This window comes from Streptosporangium oxazolinicum, from assembly GCF_039537505.1.
Classification (GTDB): Bacteria; Actinomycetota; Actinomycetes; order Streptosporangiales; family Streptosporangiaceae; genus Streptosporangium; species Streptosporangium oxazolinicum.
Window position 1 is genome coordinate 318,231 of record NZ_BAABAQ010000005.1, and the last position, 19,291, is coordinate 337,521.

Consider the following 19,291-nt stretch of genomic DNA (forward strand, 5'->3'; position numbering starts at 1 on the left):
CTCCAGCGTGGAGACCCCGGGCTCTTCCGGCTCGGGCTCCCGATCCGGTCTCGGACGAGTCCCGGGCCGGATCGCTCCCGGCCCGGTTCCGGGAAGAGCTCAGATCCGTCCTTCCTCGGCCAGCCAGTCCGGCAGGCGCCCTCCGGGTCCTCTCACCAGATCCAGCAGATCGGCGGCCGGGGTCCGGCCGCGTGTCACGTGGCGGTCGGCGAACGCGGCCACCTCGCAGACCAGGGCCGAAGTCGCCCCCAGCCGGGGCAGCGCCGCGAGGGCCGCACGGAAACAGGCTTCGGCGGCCTTCCGCAGCCGGGGATCCGCCAGGCCGTGGCGCGCCGCCCGCGACCACATCCCCGCGCACGGTCCGGCCGCGGCCAGCGCCGCGTCGGCCGCGCGGTCGTCCGTCACCAGGGCGTGGGTCACCGCCGCGCACACCGGCCAGCGCGCCGGGTGCTGGGCGTCGAGATAGCGGATCTCCAGCCAGCCGCGCGGCCGTACGGGAGGGAAGAGCGTCGTGGCGTGGTAGCTCAGGTCCGCCAGGGTCGGCGGCTCCGGCCGGGCCAGCCGGTCGCGGAAGGTCGAGCCGTCGAGGACCGGGCGGTAGGACTCCGCGCCGTCCCCGTTCCCGTTTCCGGTGGTGTCGCGGGTGGCCATGAGACGGGCGTCGAGCAGGTAGTCCGCCCACGCGGCCCCGGGGTCGCCGCCCGCCGGGACGGCGGCCGTCCGCGTGCGGTCCAGCCGCTCCCACACCGCCTGGCGCCCCGACATCCACCCGCACGGCCGGCCCTCGCTGAGCGGCGAGTTCGCGAAGGCGGCCACGAGGACGGGCCCCAGCAGGTGGGCGCGTTCCCATCGCACCTCGGGCCGGTCGCCCAGGTCCAGGTTGACCTGGATCGACGCCGTCGAGCACATCATCAGCGCCCCGTACGGCGTGCCGAGGAACCGGGCCATCATCTCGTACCTGGGCAGGCGCAGCTGTCGCCTGGCCGGCCGCAGCGGGTCGAGGCCCACCCCGCCCAGCGCCAGACCGGCGTCCCGCAACGCCAGGCGCACCGCGGTCACGTCGGCGGAGAGAAGGGCGATCGCGCCCGGCAGCGAGCCGGGCGGCCCCGAGAGTTCCAGCTGGCCCCCCGGTTCGAAGGTCACCAGGCTCCCGCCGGACAGTGGAGGCAGGGCGTCGGAGATCCTGGCCAGCGGGACCTGGCGGGCGGGATCCACGCGGTCGAAGACCAGGAACTCCAGTTCGATTCCCACCCGGTCCCCGGGGGAGCCGAGGAAGCAACGTCGCGCGAAGGTCTCCACATCCGAGGCGTTCCGGATCAGCATGTCCTCGGTCGCCAGACCGGTCATCCCCGTCCCCTTTCGCCTGATATTTCGAGATGTGTACGGATTTATAGAGCCGGGAGGCGCTCAGGCGTTACAGAGGGCACGGAGACGACGGGATGTCCCCCACGGCGGGCCGAGGTGGCGTCCGGGGAGGCGGCGGGGTGGTGAGGCACGGGGCGGGGTGACGTCCGGGAAGGCGGCGCGATGTCCTCGCGGCGGGCCGGGGGCGGCGTCCCGGGAGGGGGATGGCGTCCGGGACGGCGACGGGGCGGTGAGGTGCGGGCCGGGAGGCGACGGCGGGGGTGGTGGGGTCTCTAGCGGCTCAGGTGCGCCGCCGGGCGCGGAAGGCGGCCAGCAGCCGGGCGCGCGTGCTCTCCGGCAGACTTCCCGGCCGCCTTCTCGGCCGCGCCGGGCCGGAGGCGGCACCGGTGGCCTCGGCACTTTCAGTGGTCTCGGTGGTCTCGGCGGCTTTGGCGGTTTCGGCGGCCTCGGCGGTCCGGAGACGGCCGAGGGCCTCGACGGTGGCACGGAACTGGCCGAGATAGCGTTCGCAGCCCTCGCAGCCGCCCAGGTGCTCCTCGAACCGGTGCCGGGTGGGCTCGTCGAGCGCGCCCTCCAGGAAGGCGGTGACGAGTTCCACCGCCTCCTCGCAGCTGAACCGCTTCACAATCCTGACCACCTCACCGTCCCGACAGCCGTACCTGTCACGCCACCCGCGCCACCCGCGCTACGCGGGCCGTCTCGCCGTCTCGAAGTAATCCTCCAGGCGCCCGCGCACCGCGGTGCGGGCGCGGTGCAGCAGGACGCGCTGGTTGGCGGCGGAGATCTCCAGGATCTCGCAGACCTCCTCGGAGGTGCATCCCTCGACGTCGCGGAGTGTGATCACGATGCGCTGCCTGATCGGCAGTTCGGCCAGGGCGGCGGCGATCCGGCCGCGCACCTCGGCGGCGAGCACCTCGCCCTCCGGGGTCGGCCAGGCGGCGGGAAAATCCTTCCATTGTCCTGGAAAGAGGTCGCCCGCCCCCTGGAAACACGAGCGGTCGACGGTCTGCCTCTCCCGCTCGAACGCGCTGCTCCAGGGCACCGTGCGGTTCTCGCGCACGCCTCGTTTCCTGGCCGTGTTGACCAGGATCCGGTAGACCCAGGTCTTGACCGACGAGCGGCCCTCGAAGCCCTCGATGCCCCGGATCACCGCCAGCCAGGTGTCCTGCACGACCTCCTCCGCCGAGTCGTTGGTGGACACGTGCGCGCGGGCCAGCCACAGCATCCCCCGCGACCAGGTGTCCAGCAGCGCCGTGAACATCGCCTCGTCTCCGGCGCGCAGGGCCGCGACGACGACATCGTCCGAGGGCAACGTGCCGTCTGTGAAGGACTCCACGCTCGCCTCCTCCCGGTGGGGCATCTGGAAGATCCGGGACGCGCGGTCGGCGCGCGGCGCTCGCGGGTCGTTGTGGCGAGTCGTAGCGAGTCGTGGCGAGGCGGCGCTCCGTCCGGCGTCCCGGTCGTGGCACCCTCTCGGTCGAGGGTGCCGCCGGGGGGAAATGGTGGCTCTGGGAGGAAATTCCCGTTCTGACCTGTTTCGACACCTTTTCGTACGTCGCGTCGGCCCGTGCGATCCACCGGTGGGCCGCGGCCGCGAGATCACCGTCGGCCGGTCAGCCGGTCCCGAAGGGGTGACCGCCGGGAAGGAGCGCCAGGACGCCTTCCAGGCCGGGCGGCTCCGGCCAGTCCACCGGCCCTCCACCGCCGGAAAGCCGGGAACCGGGATGATCGGGACCGGCGCGACCGGGACCGACGCGACCGGGACCGGCATGATCGGGACCAGGACGACCGGGACCAGGACGACCGGGACCGGGATGATCGGGACCGGAGAGGCCGAGGACCGCGCAGGCCAGCCAGTACTCGCCCGGCTCGTGCTCGCCGCGCAGCGTGGGGATGACCGTACGCGGGACGACGACGTTCGTCCCCGGCAGGGGACGGACCAGCTCCCCGGTCCTTCCCGCTCCGGAGGCCCCGCCGAGGTCCTCGATGACGCACAGCCCGGCCGGGGAGTCGAGGCGGGCGTGGCCGGGCCCCTCGGCGACGCGGTGCGCGACGGGGTCGCGGTCGACCGCGAACGCCCCCTCGGCCGACAGCAGCCCCCGCCCCGACCGTACGCGGTGCACCCGCACGTGCCACGGGGAGCGGGCGAGCAGCCAGGTGTCGATCTCCACGTCCGGCCACGGCGCCCACCGGGCGTGCAGCAGGCCGTCACGGGCGGAGAAGTCCCCGGGCACCTCGCAGGGCCGCCAGTGCGCCCCGTCGTCGCTCAGGGCGAGGGTGCTGTCGAAGGCCCCCTGCTCCAGCCCCCACGAGCCGGCGGGCACGCTGAACCCGAAGGACGTCGAGTAGGCGAACTTGGCGTACTTCGCCGCGCCGTGCCGCACCCACGTGTGGTGCTGCCCCGCGCTCAGCATGACGACCTGCCGTCCCTCCTCGCACCGCATCAGCGCGACCCCGGCCTGCGGCTGGACGCTGGTCTCGGGGAGCTCCCGCGCGGGTTCCTCGCCCGCCGCCCAGAAGGGGTGGTCGGCGGCGAGGGCGAGCGGCAGGAACGCCTTCAGCGCCCAGTACGGGGAGCCGGGGGCGTTGTACTGCTCGGCGAGGGCGGGCTGGGCGTAGCCGTACCCCAGGGTGAGCAGGCCCGAGGAGTCGCGGACCGGCCGCCGCAGCCACCAGCGCAGGTGCCGCAGCAGGTGGCCCCGCACCTCTCCCCACGGCAGGGCCTCGACCTCGGCGAAGCCAAGGGCGCCCCAGAAGGCCCCCTGCGCGAAGCGGTAGGTCAAGCTCCGGCCGAAGGGCACGGCGGCCCCGTCCGAGGTGAACCAGTGCTGGAAGTCGAGCGCGAACGCCGCCGCCCGCTCGCGCAGGCGCTCCGCCCGGCCCGGGTCGCGGTCACCGGCCAGGGCGGCGTAGACCAGGCCGTAGAAGTGCATCGCGAAGGGGACGTAGTAGTCGCGCTGCGCGGTGGGGCCGTCACCGTACCAGCCGCCGCCCAGGGCGAAGGACTCCAGGCGCTCCAGCCGGGCGAGGTTGGGCGCGGGGTCGAAGCGCACCCCGACCCGGTCCAGCCCGAGCCCCACCAGCACCGGGAAGAACCGCCAGTTGTTGTCGACGGTCTCGCGGGTCATCGCGTGGAGCAGCCAGGCCGCGAGGTTGTCCCGCTCCGTGCCGCTCAGCGGGTCCCACACGGCCTCGGGGGCGAGGGCGAGCGCCAGGCCGATCGCGGCGGTCTCCACCAGCCGCTGGTCGACGTCGGTCGCCGCCCCCCAGAACTCCCCGTGCCCGGGGTCGGTCCCGGCGGCCAGGCCCCGCCGCCACAGCTCCCAGTGCCCGAAGGACCCCCCTCCGGCCGCCAGCGGCGCCAGCCCCCACAGGGGGCGGGCGAACGCCTCCAGCTCGGCGGCCTCGTCGCCGTAGTGGGCCGCGTTGGCCCCGAGCCGCAGGCGCGCCCGCCCGGGGCTGAAACGGGGAACCAGCGGCTCGACCAGCTCGGTCACGAGCCGTCGCATGTCCTCGCGGTCGCGCGGCGCCCCGCCCGCGACCGGCGGAGGGGTCAACTCTTGAGCCCGGTGAACGCGATCCCCTGCATGATGCGGCGCTGGAAGATCAGCAGGACCACGATGACCGGGATCACCGCCAGAGCGGCGCCCGCCATGATGTAGTACGCCCGCCCGGACTCGCTGCTGGCCAGCTGCTGCAGGGCCAGCGGCAGCGTGTAGAGCTCGGGGTCGTTGAGCACCACCAGCGGCCAGACCAGGTCGTTCCAGTGGAAGATGAAGCTGGTGATCGTCACGACCGCCAGCACCGGCTTCGACAGCGGGATGATGATGCGCCAGAAGATCTGCATCCGTCCCGCGCCGTCGATCCGCGCCGCCTCCTCCAGTTCGGAGGGCAGCGACATGAAGAACTGGCGCAGCAGGAAGATGTCCAGCACCGAGGCCACGTTGGGCAGGATCAGGCCCCACCCGGAGTCGAACATGCCGAGCGCCTGGGTGACGTGGATGCGCGGCACCAGCAGGGTGATCGTGGGGACCATCATGCCCGCGAGCAGGACGACGAACAGCTTGTCCCTGCCGGGAAAGGGGATCCTGGCGAAGGCGTAGGCGGCGAGCGCGTCCACGAGGAGCTTGGCGGGCACCAGGATCAGGCAGACCCAGACGCTGTTGATGAACGCCTGGCCCAGCCCGCTGACCTGCAGAACGTGCTCGTAGTTCTCCAGGGTGGGGGAGAACTCGCCGGTCTTGCGGTCGAGCGGCAGCAGGCTGGGCACCTTGGTGTAGACGTCCGAGCCGTGCTTGAACGAGGTCGCCAGCATCCACAGGAACGGGACGACCGACACCAGGGCCAGCAGCACCAGCGCGATGTAGATGGGCGCGAGCCGTACTTTCCTCGCGGCCTTCACGACGCCTCCTGCTTGACGAACTTGAACTGCAACGCAGTAATGATCATGATGAAGACGAACAGGATGAACGACATCGCGCAGGCCGCGCCCATCGCGTCGTAGCGGAACGCGAACAGGTACAGGTGCAGGACGTAGGTCAGGCCCGACTGCTCGGGGCCGCCGGTGACGCTCCTGTTGCCGCCGCCCGAGAAGATCACGTACACCAGGCCGAAGACCTGGAGCGCCGCGATCACCCCGGTGACCAGCAGGTAGAAGGTGGTGGGCCGCAGCATCGGCACCACGATCTTCCGGAACCGCTGGACGGGTCCCGCGCCGTCGATGATCGCCGCCTCGCGGATCGAGTCGGGGATGCCCTTCAACCCGGCGAGATAGATGATCATCGAGATGCCGCACTGCCAGGCGGCGATGAACGACAGCGCCGGGATGACCAGGTCGGGGGTGTTGAGCCAGTTCTGCGGTGGGATGCCGACCAGCCCGATCATGGTGTTGACCAGGCCGTACTGCGGGTCGTAGAGCCACCGCCAGATGGCGCCCACGGCCGCCTCGGCGGTCACGACCGGGAGGAACAACAGCAGCCGGAACATGTTGGAACCCCGGCGGATCGCGTTGATCAGCAGCGCCTGGACGAGCGCGGTGCCCAGCGTCAGCGGTACGGCGATCACCGTGTACAGCAGGGTGACCTGGATCGACTTCCAGAAGTGCGGATACTTCACGTCGTCGAACAGCAGGTCGGTGTAGTTGGCCAGGCCCACCCAGTTCGGTGCCGTCCGGAGGTTCCAGTCGGTGAAGCTGTAGTAGAGGGCGGCCAGTGCGGGGTAGAGCAGGAAGATGACGAAGTAGATCACCGCGGGGGCGATCAGAAGCCACCCGATGACGTGGTCGCGTCGCCCGAAACCCGGGCGACGGTGTCGCCGCCCGGGAGGAGGCGTCACGGCGGGCTTGTCAGCCAGCACCGGAGATGCCACGTTTGCCTCGCTTTCGCGTTATCCGTTCCACTTGAGCAGCGCGCGCGTCTTGTCCGCGGCCTCGGTCAGTGCCTGCTGGGAGGTGACCTTGCCGCTCAGCGCAGCCTCAAGGGCGGGTGCGATGATCTCGTCGTTGATCTGGATCCACTCCGGCAGGGCGGGCCTGGCCTGGGCGACCTTGAGCTGCTCCAGGAACGCCGCCTGGTCGGGCCCGAACGTGGCCGCGTCACGCTCGGCCGCCTCGATGTTGGTCGGGAAGCCGCCCAGCGCCTGTGCGAGCGTGGTGTTGTTCTGGGCGTTCGTCAGGTAGGTCAGCCACTTCCACGCCAGCTCGGGGTTCTTGCCCTTGCTGAAGACCACCGCGTTCTCGCCGCCGATGTTGCCGGAGGGCTCGGTCTTGTACGGCAGCGGGGCGGTGGTGAAGTCCAGGTCGGGGAAGTCGGCCTTGATGGTGGCCACGTCCCACGGACCGGAGATCATCATTCCGGCAAGACCGTTCTCGAAGGGCTTGTCCGAGTCGGTGATCTGCCGGGGCGACGAGGGCAGCAGGTCGACCCAGAGCTGGAGCGCGTCGACCCCGGGCTGCTGGTCGAACAGGATCTTCTTGTTCTTCTCGTCGACGAGGGAGCCTCCGGCGCCGCCGAGGAAGCCCGGCCACATCCAGCCGCCGTAGCCGTCACCCTTCGGCACCACCATGCCCGCGATCTTCGGGTCGGCCTGGTGGATCTTCGCGGCCGTCGCCTTGAGCTCGTCCCAGGTCTTGGGAGGCGTCGGCACCAGCTTCTTGTTGTAGAAGAGCGCCACCGCGGTGTGGTCGAGCGGCAGCCCGTAGAGCTTGTCGTTCACCTTGTTGGTGTTGAGGGCGCCCTCGTAGTAGATCTTCTCGTCGACCGTACCGGCGGGCACCTCCTTGATGGTGCCGTCCAGCGCGAATCTGGCGACCAGCGGCTGGTCCAGGATGCCGACGTCGGGGACGGTCCCGGCGGCGACGGCGCTGCCCAGCTTGGTGTTGTAGTCGTCCTTGGGGATCTTGACGATCTTGACGGTGACGTTGTTGGCCTTCTCGAAGTCGGTACGCAGCTTCTCGACGACCTCCCCCGCCTGGGGGGTGCGGTCCTGGAACATCCAGTAGGTCAGTGTCGTGGCCTCCGAGGCCGTCCCGTTGTCGCCGCCGCAGGCGACGATTCCGGCGAGCAGTGCCATACCGGCCGCAGCCCCTGTGACTCTCCTGATCATTTCTTCCTCCTGATAGGGGGTGCAACGGACGATAATGTAAGATGTGAAAAAAGTTCAGTCCCCTTAAGAAACGCTTTGGTAACACGGAGGAAAGACGGACGTAGGTCACCCGTGGGGCAGGGGCCATCCGAAGGGCCGGGGGCGGGCGAATATCTTCAGATCTTCAACTACCATGTGCCGTGACATGGGGAGGTAGGCCATCGTGAGGCCCGAGCGCAGGACGGTCCGCGACGTGCGCAAGGGCAACCGGGCCATGCTGCTGCGAACGCTCTACTTCAGCGGTCCCCTCACCCGCAACGAGCTGACCAGGCTCACCGGCCTCAGCGCCGCCACGGTCAGCAGTATGACGGGCGACCTCCTCGCCGAGAACATCGTGGTCGAGGCCGGCCAGGCCGAGTCCGACGGCGGACGCCCCCGCGCCATCCTCCGCGTCAATCCCGGGTACGGCTACGTGATCGGCGTCGACGTCGCCGAGACCCACGTGCGCGTCGAGCTGTTCGACCTCGAAATGCGCGAGAGGGCCAGGGTCGAGTACGCCCTGCGCCCCGCCAGGCACCAGATCGAGCTCGTGGTGCGCCACATCCTCGCCGGGATCGAGGTCGTCCTCGACGACGCGGGCGTCCCCGCAGGCCAGGCCCTCGGCGTCGGCGTGGGCGTCCCCGGCATCGTCGAGGGCGGACCCGACGCGCTCATCCACACCAGGACCTTCGGGTGGGACGGCGTGCCCCTGGGAGCGCTCCTACGCGCGGGTACCGCGCTCCCGCTGTTCGTCGAGAACGGCGCCAAGGCGCTGGGCCGCGCCGAGCTGTGGCCGGCCCCCCGCCGTGGCGGCGACCCGGGCCGCGACGGCAGGGGGCGCGACGGTGAGGAGCGCGGGATCGGCCCGGGGTACGGCTCCGGCGGCGCGGGGCGCGGCCTCGCGGGCGCGGTGCCCGGCTCCGGCGGATCCGGTGACGCGGTGATCGTGCTGATCGGCTCCGGCGTCGGGGCCGCCATCGTCTCCGACAGCGTGACCTTCCGTGGCGTGAGCAGCAGCGCGGGGGAGTGGGGCCACACCAAGATCGTGGTGAACGGCCGGGTCTGCCGGTGCGGCGCACGCGGCTGCCTGGAGGCCTACATCGGGGCCGAGGGCATCCTCGACCGTGCCGGGGTGCCCACGCGGACGGCCGACTGGCAGGCCGAGCTGGCCGCGCTGGTGGAGTCCAGGTCGTCGGTGATCACCCAGACCGTCACCTACCTGGGCGTCGGCCTGTCCAACCTGATCAACCTCATCAACCCCGAGCGGATCGTCATCGGCGGCTGGCTCGGGCTCCTGCTCGGCCGGCACCTGCTCGACGACATCCGCGCCGCCTCGGCCGCGAACTCCCTGTCCCAGCCGTACGCGGCGACCTCCATCGTCCTGGGCCGCCTCGGTCCCGACGCCGTCGCCCACGGGGCCGCCACCCTCGTCCTGGAGGAGTTCCTGAACGCCCACCCCTCCGCCCGGATCCCCGCGCCCCGCTGACCGGGGAGAAACCCCGCCCGGCTTCCCCGCGAACGTCCTGGCGGGATCGGCCGGGGTCGGGGGCGGGGCGGGCCGCAGGTCATCGGCGGCCTCTCCCGTGAGCCAGGGGGTTCGGCGGGCGCCGCCGTCGCGTCCCCGGAACTTCGGGCCGGGCCCGTCTCGCCGGTCCCGGCCGGGAAGCGCGGGGGTGACACGGGCTGGGTGCCTGTTAGATCCTATTTGCCCAGGTGAGAGCCTTAAAGTATGAGATATTCAGACAGGGGTGGTGGGCTGTCCGCGCAGGAGCGGGCCAGGCGCGAAAAGCTGCGGTTCCGGGCCGCGGACATGTTCGCGGGGGAGATCGCACCGGCGCGGGTGGCCCGGCTGCTGGGAATCACCCGGAAGTCCGCCTACGAGTGGTACGCGCTCTGGAAGCGGGGCGGCAGGGCGGCACTGGTCTCCAAGGGCGCCGGTAGCGGCCGTAAGCTCACCGACGAGCAGCTGGAGCGGCTGGAGACGGCCCTGGAGGAGGGGGCCGCCGCCCACGGCTGGGACGACGGCCACTGGACCACCGCACGCGTCGCCGTACTGATCGCGGAGAGGTTCCAGGTGTCCTACACCCCCCGCGGGGTGGCCTATCTGCTGGACCGGCTGGGCTGGACCGGCCGCTTCCGGCTGCCGATGCGCCGGACAGCGCGGCAGACGACGCAGCGGACGGCGCGGCGGACGGGGTGACGGGCGGGGTGCCAGACAGTGTGACGGGCTGGGTGACGAACGGGGTGATGGGCGGGGCGCGACAGAGCGTGATGGGCGGGCGGCAGACGGGGCACGGATGCCCGGAAGGCCCTTGATCTCCGTTTCGGTGTAACCTCCACCTTTCCTTCCCGGAATGATCCCGGACCAAGGCTTTGTCTTTTCTGGGGCGAACGTCGTTATGTCGCTGAACTAGCGTCTTACCTGACGTCGATTCAGCATATTTCCTGGAACCTGGTCGGCGCTCTGTACGTCCTGGCGGCATGCCGGGCTCAATCATCAGACACGGAGTGATTTCTCATGTTCAAGCAGGCTCTCGTCGCCGGCACCCTGGCGGCTTCCACCCTGATCGTCGGCATGGCGGTGTCGGCCCAGCCCGCCGGCGCGAGCGCGGCGACCCAGCAGGTCTCGGTGGTCACCGGCCGCGACATCTACGACCCCTTCAATCCTTTCGGGTTCTACCCTCGCTATGCGCCCTTCGGTTTCTACAACAATTACGTGCCCTTTGGCTTCCAGTCGTTCTACCGCCCGGTTGTCTTCCAGCACTGGTAAACCCGGAAACGGTAGAAGACGGTAATGACCGAGGCACGACGGCGCCGGGCGTGGTCACCACGCCCGGCGCCGTTCGCCGTCACGGCGCCGGTGGTGTCACCACCGTTCGCCGGGGTCCGGCCGGTCGTCGCCGTCCGTATGATGTCCGGCCGAACGGCTTGAAGACCGGGAGCGCCACGTTGAGCGGGTGGAGGGCGAGCGCGACGCTCGGCGACTCAGCCCGCTTCCGTCGTCGTGCCCGGAGCGGCACGTGACTGCCGGCGCACCGCCAGGGCGATGTCCACGATCGCGATCACGGCCAGCACGGCCATCGCGACGGTGAGCCAGGTGATCCCGGCCACGAGACCGAGCACCCCGAGGCCGATCACCGCTATCAGGGCGAACGAGCCCAGGCGGATGTGGGCGACATCGCGCGGGGTGGCCGCGACCATGGGCTTCCCGCTCGCGGACGTCTCCTCCGGCATCTGTCCTTCGGCCGTCATGTTTCCCTCCTTGGTTGGAACGCACTCTTTACCCGGATGCCCCTCCGTCATGTGTCCGGCTCACGTCTCAGGTGGCCGCCCGAGGGCTTTCACCAGTCCTTCGGGATCGGAGACCGTCAGGGTTGCGCCCGGGTGGGTCAGGAAACCGCCGGGTGCCAGAGCGGGCACCGGGATGTGGAACCGGACGCACACGCCCCGCCTGGTGTTGGTGCCGAACGTCACCCCGCGGTCGGCAAGCGACAGGTGCGGTCCGATGGCCCTCCACGGCGCGTACGGGCCGGTCACGGTGGTGCCCGCGACATTGGACAGGGGCGTGCGCAGCGACCACGGGCCGAAGCGGACCGAGAACCCGCCCTCGCGCACCTCGGCGAAGGCCCTGCCGGGACTCACCCCGACCAGCAGCAGCGGTATCCGCCAGACCGGGTCGAAGCCGAACGCGAAACGCGTCACCCCGTCAGGACTCCCACGGGGCGGTCTCGCCCATCTTGGCGTAGTACCTGGCCAGGTGGGCCTTGATCCGGCCGAGGTCCTCCTTCGGCACCTTGACCCCGCCCCGAGCCCCCTGCATGATCCCTCCCGCGGCCCGTATGGCGTGCGGCACCACCTTGAGCCTGCCGTCGATCACGTCGGCGATGGGAAGCTTGTAGCTCCCGAAGTTGTCCGGATCGTCGCCGTCGTACCAGACGTGGGCTTCCCGGTACCGGGCGTTGGGTTCCTCTTCGGCGTTCGACCACGAGCGGACGCGCTTCTCGGCCGCTTCGCCGTCCCAGGCCCTGTCGTGCTCGGCCAGTGGCAGATCCTGGAACCGGGTGACCGTCATGATCTCGCTCCCTTCGTCGAGGGTTTTCCTACCCGGCTCACCGGCCCCATGCCTGTCCGGCGACATATTTGAGCTTTGTCAGGGGAGGGGGTCGGCATGACGGACACTCCTGAGGTGAGCGAAGACACGGCCGAGCGTGACATTCCGGAGAAGGATCCGCCGCCCGCGGGCCCGCGAGGCGTCGACGGCGAGACCCGGGTCGTGGCGGAACGGTCGGGGTCGGACACGACCTTTCCCGAGCGGCCGCTTCTGGCGGACCCCGACGACGCGCGCCGCACCCCGGAGGAGGAAAGTCCCGAGGGCGCGGGCGAGGCCAAGACCCAGGCCGAGGCCGACGGCGCGACCGGCACCGAGGCCGGTGAGGATGGCGGGACCGATGGGACCGCCGAGGGCGATGAGGAGAGCGGGGAGGACACGTCAGGCAACGGAACACCGGAACCGGAGGTCGGCCCGGCCTCCTGAGTCCCGGTTTCCCGGGTCCCAGCCTCCTGGGGCCCGGCTTTCTGAGTCCTGGCTTCCCAGGTACTGGCCTCCTGGGTACTGATCTCCCTGTATTCCGGTATCCGGCCTCCGGAGAACCGGCTCTCTCGCGAATCGTGGACCTGTCCGGTCCGGGATCCGCTCCAGTTCGAGATCTTCTCCGGTGAGGTGGAAGCCATACGCGGCGGTGGGGGTCCCGGAGAACCGGGACCCCCACCGCCGCGTATGGTCTCAGGTCAGCTCTTGAAGGCGTCCTTGACCTTCTTCGCGCCGTCCTTCAACTTCTCCCCGGCCTGCTTGAGGTGGCTGTCGGCCTGGTCGGTCCTGCCTTCGGCCTCGAGTCGCTCGTTGCCGGTGGCGCGTCCCGCGCCTTCCTTGACCTTGCCCCCGAGCTCTTCGGCCTTGTTGGCAAACTTGTCGTCGGCACCCATGGTGCAGTCCTCCCGTTGTGGAGTCTTGTCCTGCGGTAGGTCCCCTCTCCCCGGGAGCAGGGAGTAAACATGCTCGCCCGTTCCGTCAGTGGTGGCAGAGCAGGCAGCGTACGGCGTGTTCGAGGGATTCCGCGTCGGTGATGGGCGAGGGCCAGGGCAGCCGGATCAGGGTCGGGTCGTCGACGCCGCAGCGGATGGTCGCGCCGAAGCGGTCGAGCTCCCAGAGCCAGGCCTCCGGCACCGGCGCGGCGAGCAGCGAGCCCAGCGCGGTCTCCAGCTGCCTGCGGTGGGAGTCGTTGATGTGGTGGAGCATGCGCTCGGCATCGCCCATCAGGGGGTCGGGGGCGGCACCGAGATACTCCTCGGCGTCCAGCACGCCCGACTCCGGTCCGGTGAGATAAATCACCCTGCCGACGTCGACGCGGACCAGCCGGGGGCCGTCCATCCCCTCCAGCACCTCGAACAGAGCCTCGTCGGGGCAGCGCTCGGCGATCGCCACCGCCGTCTCCCGCACCTCGGCCCGGGGCACCGCCTGCACCCAGCCCTGCACCTTGAGCAGGCCGCGCGAGAGTTCGTGCTCTCCCAGTGAGCGGTTCGACGTCAGATCCACGGTCACCACGGGCTCGTCCCGCGTGTCATAGAGCGGGTCACCCGGCAGGACGAGCAGCACGGGGCGGCCGGTGCCGTCCACGCCGCCCTTGGCGGGCGTCGCGGGGCCGGTGGCTCCGGAGATGGACACGTGGGTGGGAGCGGCGGTGGCGGCGAGAGTGCGGACCCGCTCGGGGATCGGCGGAGCGGTGACGGGCTGCATGAACCGGCTCTCCTTGAGGTCGGGAGATACTGCTGTGTAAGATTAGCCTTGCCTAACTAAGGTAAACCTAATCACAGAGGAGTGAGCATGCGCTACACCGGCCCGAAGGTGCGTCTGTCTCGGAGGGCGGGCGTGCCGCTGACCCGAAAGGCCGTCCGATACTTCGAGGAGCGCCCCTATCCGCCGGGTGAGCACGGTCGCAAGACCAACCGGCGGCAGACCGGTGACTACGGGCTGCGGTTGATGGAGAAGCAGAAGCTCCGCTGGTACTACGACGTCTCCGAGCGCCAGATGCGCCGCTACTGGGACCTGGCGTTGCGCGGCACCGGGCGTGCGGGCGCGGAGCTGGTGGTGCTGCTGGAGACGCGTCTCGCCTCCCTGGTCCTGCGCTCCGGCCTCGCTCCGTCCATCTACGCGGCCCGTCAGTACGTCGCCCACGGCCACATCACCGTGGACGGCCGCAAGGTCGACATTCCCAGTTACCTGGTCAAGCCGGGTCAGGTCGTCGCGGTGCGCGAGAAGTCACGCCGGATGCAGCCCTTCGTCGCCGCCTCCGAGGGCGTGTACGCGGACGACCGGATCGCCGCCTACCTCGACGTCAACCACGCCGACCTCCGGTTCACCCTGTTCAGCCGCCCGCTGCGCGAGCAGATCGTGGTCCCGGTGGACGAGCAGCTGGTGGTGGAGTTCTACTCGCGCTGACCTGGCACCTATCCGCGGCGCCGGCCCGCTGCCCTCCGGGTGGCGGGCTTTCTCGCGCCGTCGTTCGCGGCCGGGATCGGAACGCCGTCCGGCGTCACCGGGACCCGGTCCCGCAGCTCCCGCACCTCGGCCCGGAGCGTGGCCAGCTCGGTGAGTACCGCCCTGCCCAGCTCCTCGGTCGCCTGTACGGACTCCTCGGTGTGCTCCTCCTCCATCGCGCTGACCACCACCGCGATGAACAGGTTCAGCACCACGAAGGTGCACACCAGCATGAACGCCACGAAGAACACCCACGCCGAGGGGTGCTGGGCCATCACCTCGCGGGTGATGTCGGACCAGGCGTCCCCGGTCATCATCTGGAACAGGGTGAACAGCGAGGTGGGCAGGTCGCCGAAGTACTCCGGGGCGGTGACGTGGTAGAGCTTCGTGCCCATCACCGCCGTGACGTAGAGGACCAGCGCCAGCAGCAGCACGATCGAGCTCATCCCCGGCATCGCGGTGAGCAGCGCGGTCACCACCCGGCGCAGGCTCGGCACCACGGAGATCAGCCGCAGCGCCCGCAGGATCCGCAGCGCCCGCAGCACCGAGAGCCCGCCCGCCGTGGGCAGCAGCGAGACCGCCACGATCACCGCGTCGAAGAGGTTCCACGGGTTGCGGAAGAACCGCCAGCCGTAGGCGTACAGCTTGACGGTCAGTTCGGCGACGAAGACGTAGAGCGCCAGGTGGTCGACGACGGTGAGCAGCGTGCCGTACCGCTCGACGACCGTGACCGAGGTCTCCAGCCCAAGTGTGGCCGCGTTGACCACGATGACGGCGATGATGAACTGCTGGAAACGGTGCGTTTCGAGCAGGGCGCGGAGACGCTCGCGCGAGGGCACGGGGGCTCCTGGGGGTCGGAGGGGCTGAGACAGCCAAGATCATAACGGATCGGTGAAGTTCCGGATCTGTTACGTGGGTCGCGGGACATTACGGTCATTCGCTCTTCGCCGTACGGGGACGTCGCGGGTCCCGGAACCGCGTGCCGCGCGCGTCACCTCACCGCCCCGCGGCGGCGGCGCCCGCTCGCGGAACGCGCCGCGGGTTAGGTCCTGTTCCCCGGATCTCCTGGCAGTGGGCGCCGGACCGGTGCCGCCGGTGCGCGGGCCGTGGCGGTCCGGCGCGTGCGGAGTGGCGGCGGCTGGAGCCGCCGGCCTCGCGGACGGTGCCGGCCGTCCTACTTCCCGTGTCCCATGTACGCCCTCGTTCTCACCGGGCCGAACGGTTTCCGCGTCGCCGTGGCGGTGTTGCCGCCGACCACTTCGTAGCAGGAGGCGCCGCCCGGGAGCTGCGGATCGACGCCGGTGCCGCCGGGACAGTTGGTGTCGTCCAGCGGGCTGCCGAACAGCTCGCGGGGTGATTTCGCGTTGAGCGTCGGCGAACTTCTTCATCGGGGCCGGGTTCCAGCGGTCGTCGTAGTACAGCGCGTGCGGCTGGTGACGGCCAAGCCGAGGTAGTCGGCCAGGTGGCGGGCAGGGACAGTCTTGCCGGATCCGCCGCAGCCGATGATGGCGATTCCGTCCATGGACGGCGACGGTAGCCGGGGCGGTTCCCGTTGGGTGGAGGCGAGCCGTTTAGGAGACCGGCAGACGGCGAGTGATCTGTGCGACTCGGCGGTGTGAATCCTTGAGTATGTGGCGGGAACACGGTGTTGACTTCACCCGTGCTTCCGCTGATTCCGGTGGCCGGGATCGCCTCCGGCCTACTTTGGTTAAACCGCAGCCCCTGGTGGGGATGGGCCCTGGTCGCGGCCATGTTGGCTGGGCTCGGCCTGACCGCGCGGTGGTGGCGGCCGAAGCGGCTGGTACTTCAGGCCGGGGCGTGGCTGCTGGCGGGAATTCTGGTCGCCGCCACGGCAGTCCTCGCCTACCCGCCGGCACAGACCCGCTTGGCCGGCGGCGAGGAACCGCGGCGGACCGCGGCGGTCAGCACCCGGGAAGGTCCTGTCACGGGCGTTTCCAATGACGATCGAACGGTCGAGATCTTCGCCGGCATCCCGTACGCGCGGCCGCCGGTCGGCGATCTGCGGTGGCGCGCCCCGCAGCCCCCATTGCGGCGCAGCGAGGTGTTCGCCGCCGACCGGTTCTCCGCCGTTCCGGTGCAGAACTCGTCTTCCTTCCGAAGCCGGGCTCTCGCGCAGATCGTGGACGTCCCGCTGGAGGACACCTTCCTCAACCCCTATCCCACCAGTGAGGACAGTCTTTCTCTCAACATCTGGCGAAGCACCAAAAGCGCCGCCACGAACCGGCCTGTCCTGGTCTACATCCCGGGCGGCGGTTTCGCGACCGGCTCCGGGGCCTTGCCGCTCTATGACGGCGAGGCCCTCGCGGCACGGGGGGACATCCTCACGGTCACCGTGAACTTCCGGCTGGGTGTGCTCGGCTTCCTGTCCCACCCCGACCTCGCGGCGGAATCGACGCTGAACGCCTCGGGCAACTACGGAATCCTGGACCAACTGGCCGCACTGCGGTGGGTCCGGGAAAACATTGCGGAATTCGGCGGCGATCCCAGCCGTATCACGGTCGCGGGAGAGTCGGCCGGCGGCGAAAGCGTATGCATTCTGGGCGCCACGCCACTGGCCGAGGGACTGGTGCACGGCATCATCGCCGGCAGCGGCGCGTGCATGGGCACCAGCGGCGACACGGACAATGGGGACCAAGGCGACACCCGGGGCGTGGCCGAGCAGGCCGGACGGCGTCTTGCCGAGCGATTGGGCGGGGCGACGATCGAGCAGATGCGCGCGATGCCGGTGGAGCGGGTCGTCAAGGCGGCTGAAGCGCTCAGGTCACATTGGCGCCCGTCGGTCGACGGGCACGTCCTGGCCCGGCCACCCGCGGAGATCTACGCCGCGGGCGAACAGCTTGACGTGCCCATCCTGGTCGGCAGCAACGCCGACGAAGCCTCGCTCGCCCTGGCAAGCCCACCTGACACGGACGTCACCGTCTACGAGCGATGGGTGCGGGAGACGTACGGGCGAGAGGCCGACAGATTCCTGGCCCTGTATCCGGGCGGTACACCGGAGCAGGTGCTCCAATCACGCCTGCGCGCCGACACCGACCGCGTCATGACCCGCGGCATGCACCGCTGGGCGCGGCTGCAGACACAGACCGGCGAATCGGCGGCCTATCTCTACTTCTTCACACGCGTGCCGCCGGAAATCGGCCTCCAGAAGTTTGGGGCCTATCACGGGGCGGAGGTGATGTACGCGTACGACAACCTGAGCCGTGGCGGCAGTCCGGACTACGAGCCGGCGGATTACCGGCTGCGCGACGCCATGAGCGCGTACTGGATCAGTTTCGTACGCCATGGGGACCCGAACGCACCGGGTCTGCCCGGCTGGCCCACCGTGGAACAGGCGCCCGGCCGGGTGATGCGGTTCGGTGACGACACCGCAGTCGTACCGCATCCGCGGGCGGCAGCTGTCGACTTCTGGATGGCATACCAGGGACCGATCGCCTGACTCAGCTCACCTGACGCTAGAGGATTGACTCTCACGACACGGTCGGCCGGGGCGGCGCCGAGCATGGCGGTACTGACGACCCGGTACTCCGTCCAGGCGTCGCCGTGGCCGACCGTGGTGACGGCCCCGGACTCCTAAAGCTACGCCCAGCCGCAAAGTAGTGCTGTCGTCCCAGGTCAACAGGGTCGTCCAATGGCGGCCGACGGCTTCGATCCGCCGAGAAGCGCGGTCCGCGGTGCCGTCAGATGACCAGCGGCGAAAGCGCTGGTAGATGGTCTGCCAGGGGCCGTATCGTTCGGGGATGTCGCGCCAGTCGGCGCCGGTGCGGATCTTCCAGACGATGCCGTTGAGTACCTGACGGTGATCGCGCCATCGGCCACCGCGTTCGGGGGTGGCCAAAAGCAGCGGGGCGATGCGCGTCCAGGCGTCATCGGTCAGTTCATGGCGACGAACCACGTGCTCTATCCAGTCACACGATCGCTGTGGCGTCAGGCGAACGGGGTGACGGCCGGGGAGAGTGAGGGGCCGCAAGGCCTCTCACCTGGGGTTTGGGGCGAAGCTCCGATCAACCACGGCTTGAGCGTGATGCGCGCGCAGTGCGACGACCCCGCGAGGCCCAAGACGCCGGTCGCGCCATTCAACACTCAGTGATCCACAAAACAGGACCCAGTCCGTCCACGTACGGGGCGGCGGGGGATTCCACGTCGACCGGTGTCGTTTCACGGTCGGCGGGCGCACATGGACGATTTCGCCAAGCACGGGACGGCGAACGGCCCGACCCGGATGTTCGATGGGTCGGGCCGCTCGTCGCGAGGCGGATCTTCCGCGAGTCTGGCCGAAGCCTGCTCCACGGGGGGAGGAGCGTGTGGCTCGCGCTTACAGCGACAACTTTCTGACTTCCTGACCGCCGGTGGCCGTGTCAGTCACCTGTCGGTCCCCGTCAGTTGTCGATTCCCCGGACGACACCACTGCCGCCGACGCTGTCGCTGATCCTGCCGCCGATACCGAAGCCCCTGCCGGTGTCGGCGCCGGTGCGCTCGCTTCAGTAGTAGCGTTTGCGGTTGCTCGCGCACGTGAGGCCGAGTTCGCGCTTGTATGCGCGCCTGAGTTCGCGGCGGTATTCGCGTCTGCGGTCGCTCTTGCATGTGAGTCCGAGCTCACGCCTGAGCTCGCTCCTGTATTCGCGTTTGCGGTTGCTCGCGCACGTGAGGCCGAGTTCGCGCTTGTATGCGCGCCTGAGTTCGCGGCGGTATTCGCGTCTGCGGTCGCTCTTGCATGTGAGTCCGAGCTCACGCCTGAGCTCGCTCCTGTAT

At 70.1% G+C, this 19,291-nt stretch carries 20 protein-coding genes and 1 pseudogene; 6 read left to right on the forward strand and 15 right to left on the reverse strand.

Features of this window, described 5'->3' with window-relative positions:
* Positions 1 to 99 precede the first annotated feature (99 nt).
* The 7 genes from ABD817_RS16695 to ABD817_RS16725 all read right to left on the reverse strand — a co-directional run bounded on the left by ABD817_RS16695 (position 100) and on the right by ABD817_RS16725 (position 7,968).
* Positions 100 to 1,347: a glutamate-cysteine ligase family protein gene (locus tag ABD817_RS16695; protein WP_344918851.1), complete on the reverse strand. Its 1,248-nt coding sequence runs from the start codon at positions 1,345 to 1,347 to the stop codon at positions 100 to 102.
* 298 nt (positions 1,348 to 1,645) lie between these two features.
* Positions 1,646 to 1,990 carry a zf-HC2 domain-containing protein gene (locus ABD817_RS16700; protein ID WP_344918852.1) on the reverse strand — a complete coding sequence of 115 codons (345 nt, stop codon included), beginning with the start codon at positions 1,988 to 1,990 and terminating at the stop codon, positions 1,646 to 1,648.
* A 60-nt stretch (positions 1,991 to 2,050) separates the two neighbouring features.
* A complete protein-coding gene (locus ABD817_RS16705; protein ID WP_344918853.1) occupies positions 2,051 to 2,701 on the reverse strand; it encodes an RNA polymerase sigma factor in 651 nt (216 codons plus the stop codon).
* 277 nt (positions 2,702 to 2,978) lie between these two features.
* Positions 2,979 to 4,874, reverse strand: coding sequence for a DUF2264 domain-containing protein (locus tag ABD817_RS16710; protein WP_344918854.1), 1,896 nt, complete (start codon positions 4,872 to 4,874; stop codon positions 2,979 to 2,981).
* 44 nt (positions 4,875 to 4,918) lie between these two features.
* Positions 4,919 to 5,767: a carbohydrate ABC transporter permease gene (locus ABD817_RS16715; protein WP_344918855.1), complete on the reverse strand. Its 849-nt coding sequence runs from the start codon at positions 5,765 to 5,767 to the stop codon at positions 4,919 to 4,921.
* Positions 5,764 to 6,732 carry a carbohydrate ABC transporter permease gene (locus tag ABD817_RS16720; RefSeq protein ID WP_344918856.1) on the reverse strand — a complete coding sequence of 323 codons (969 nt, stop codon included), beginning with the start codon at positions 6,730 to 6,732 and terminating at the stop codon, positions 5,764 to 5,766. The genes ABD817_RS16715 and ABD817_RS16720 overlap by 4 nt, the downstream gene beginning before the upstream one ends.
* An 18-nt stretch (positions 6,733 to 6,750) precedes the next feature.
* A complete protein-coding gene (locus ABD817_RS16725) occupies positions 6,751 to 7,968 on the reverse strand; it encodes an ABC transporter substrate-binding protein (RefSeq protein WP_344918857.1) in 1,218 nt (405 codons plus the stop codon).
* A 202-nt stretch (positions 7,969 to 8,170) separates the two neighbouring features.
* On the opposite strand from ABD817_RS16725, the gene ABD817_RS16730 reads away from it, so the two are divergent.
* From ABD817_RS16730 to ABD817_RS16740, 3 genes are all read left to right on the forward strand, one after another.
* Positions 8,171 to 9,472, forward strand: a complete 1,302-nt coding sequence (locus tag ABD817_RS16730; protein ID WP_344918858.1) for an ROK family protein — start codon at positions 8,171 to 8,173, stop codon at positions 9,470 to 9,472.
* A 243-nt stretch (positions 9,473 to 9,715) separates the two neighbouring features.
* On the forward strand, positions 9,716 to 10,186 hold the full coding sequence (locus ABD817_RS16735) for a winged helix-turn-helix domain-containing protein (protein WP_344918859.1): 471 nt from the start codon (positions 9,716 to 9,718) through the stop codon (positions 10,184 to 10,186).
* Positions 10,187 to 10,504: 318 nt separating this feature from the next.
* On the forward strand, positions 10,505 to 10,756 hold the full coding sequence (locus tag ABD817_RS16740; protein ID WP_344918861.1) for a hypothetical protein: 252 nt from the start codon (positions 10,505 to 10,507) through the stop codon (positions 10,754 to 10,756).
* A gap of 215 nt (positions 10,757 to 10,971) precedes the next feature.
* On the opposite strand, the gene ABD817_RS16745 is transcribed toward ABD817_RS16740, so the two are convergent.
* From ABD817_RS16745 to ABD817_RS16755, 3 genes are read right to left on the reverse strand one after another with little or no spacing between them, the layout of a single operon-like run.
* A complete protein-coding gene (locus ABD817_RS16745; protein WP_344918862.1) occupies positions 10,972 to 11,238 on the reverse strand; it encodes a hypothetical protein in 267 nt (88 codons plus the stop codon).
* Between the two features lie 60 nt (positions 11,239 to 11,298).
* Complete coding sequence (locus ABD817_RS16750) at positions 11,299 to 11,688, reverse strand: hypothetical protein (RefSeq protein WP_344918863.1); 390 nt, start codon at positions 11,686 to 11,688, stop codon at positions 11,299 to 11,301.
* A 4-nt stretch (positions 11,689 to 11,692) separates the two neighbouring features.
* Positions 11,693 to 12,058, reverse strand: coding sequence for a hypothetical protein (locus ABD817_RS16755; protein ID WP_344918864.1), 366 nt, complete (start codon positions 12,056 to 12,058; stop codon positions 11,693 to 11,695).
* A gap of 114 nt (positions 12,059 to 12,172) precedes the next feature.
* Between ABD817_RS16755 and ABD817_RS16760 the strand changes: the two genes are divergently transcribed.
* A complete protein-coding gene (locus tag ABD817_RS16760; protein ID WP_344918865.1) occupies positions 12,173 to 12,520 on the forward strand; it encodes a hypothetical protein in 348 nt (115 codons plus the stop codon).
* 254 nt (positions 12,521 to 12,774) lie between these two features.
* Here ABD817_RS16760 and ABD817_RS16765 read toward each other — a convergent pair whose 3' ends face one another.
* Together ABD817_RS16765 and ABD817_RS16770 are read right to left on the reverse strand one after the other, a co-directional pair.
* The gene (locus ABD817_RS16765; protein WP_329083190.1) at positions 12,775 to 12,969 is read right to left on the reverse strand and encodes a CsbD family protein; all 195 of its coding nucleotides are present in this window, start codon (positions 12,967 to 12,969) and stop codon (positions 12,775 to 12,777) included.
* 85 nt (positions 12,970 to 13,054) lie between these two features.
* Complete coding sequence (locus tag ABD817_RS16770) at positions 13,055 to 13,780, reverse strand: DUF2470 domain-containing protein (protein WP_344918866.1); 726 nt, start codon at positions 13,778 to 13,780, stop codon at positions 13,055 to 13,057.
* A gap of 87 nt (positions 13,781 to 13,867) precedes the next feature.
* On the opposite strand from ABD817_RS16770, the gene rpsD reads away from it, so the two are divergent.
* Positions 13,868 to 14,482 (forward strand): 30S ribosomal protein S4, encoded by a 615-nt coding sequence (gene rpsD / locus ABD817_RS16775; RefSeq protein ID WP_344918867.1) that lies wholly within the window; start codon positions 13,868 to 13,870, stop codon positions 14,480 to 14,482.
* An 8-nt stretch (positions 14,483 to 14,490) separates the two neighbouring features.
* Here the strand turns inward: rpsD and ABD817_RS16780 are convergent, their stop codons facing one another.
* Positions 14,491 to 15,360 (reverse strand): ion transporter, encoded by an 870-nt coding sequence (locus ABD817_RS16780; RefSeq protein ID WP_344918868.1) that lies wholly within the window; start codon positions 15,358 to 15,360, stop codon positions 14,491 to 14,493.
* An 821-nt stretch (positions 15,361 to 16,181) separates the two neighbouring features.
* Here ABD817_RS16780 and ABD817_RS16785 point away from each other — a divergent pair.
* Positions 16,182 to 17,978: a carboxylesterase/lipase family protein gene (locus ABD817_RS16785; protein ID WP_344918869.1), complete on the forward strand. Its 1,797-nt coding sequence runs from the start codon at positions 16,182 to 16,184 to the stop codon at positions 17,976 to 17,978.
* A gap of 234 nt (positions 17,979 to 18,212) precedes the next feature.
* Here the strand turns inward: ABD817_RS16785 and ABD817_RS16790 are convergent.
* Together ABD817_RS16790 and ABD817_RS16795 are read right to left on the reverse strand one after the other, a co-directional pair.
* Positions 18,213 to 18,416, reverse strand: a pseudogene (locus tag ABD817_RS16790) (transposase); the annotation flags it as partial.
* 604 nt (positions 18,417 to 19,020) lie between these two features.
* Positions 19,021 to 19,291 (reverse strand): hypothetical protein (locus ABD817_RS16795; RefSeq protein ID WP_344918870.1); only part of this gene is annotated, 271 nt, incomplete at its 5' end.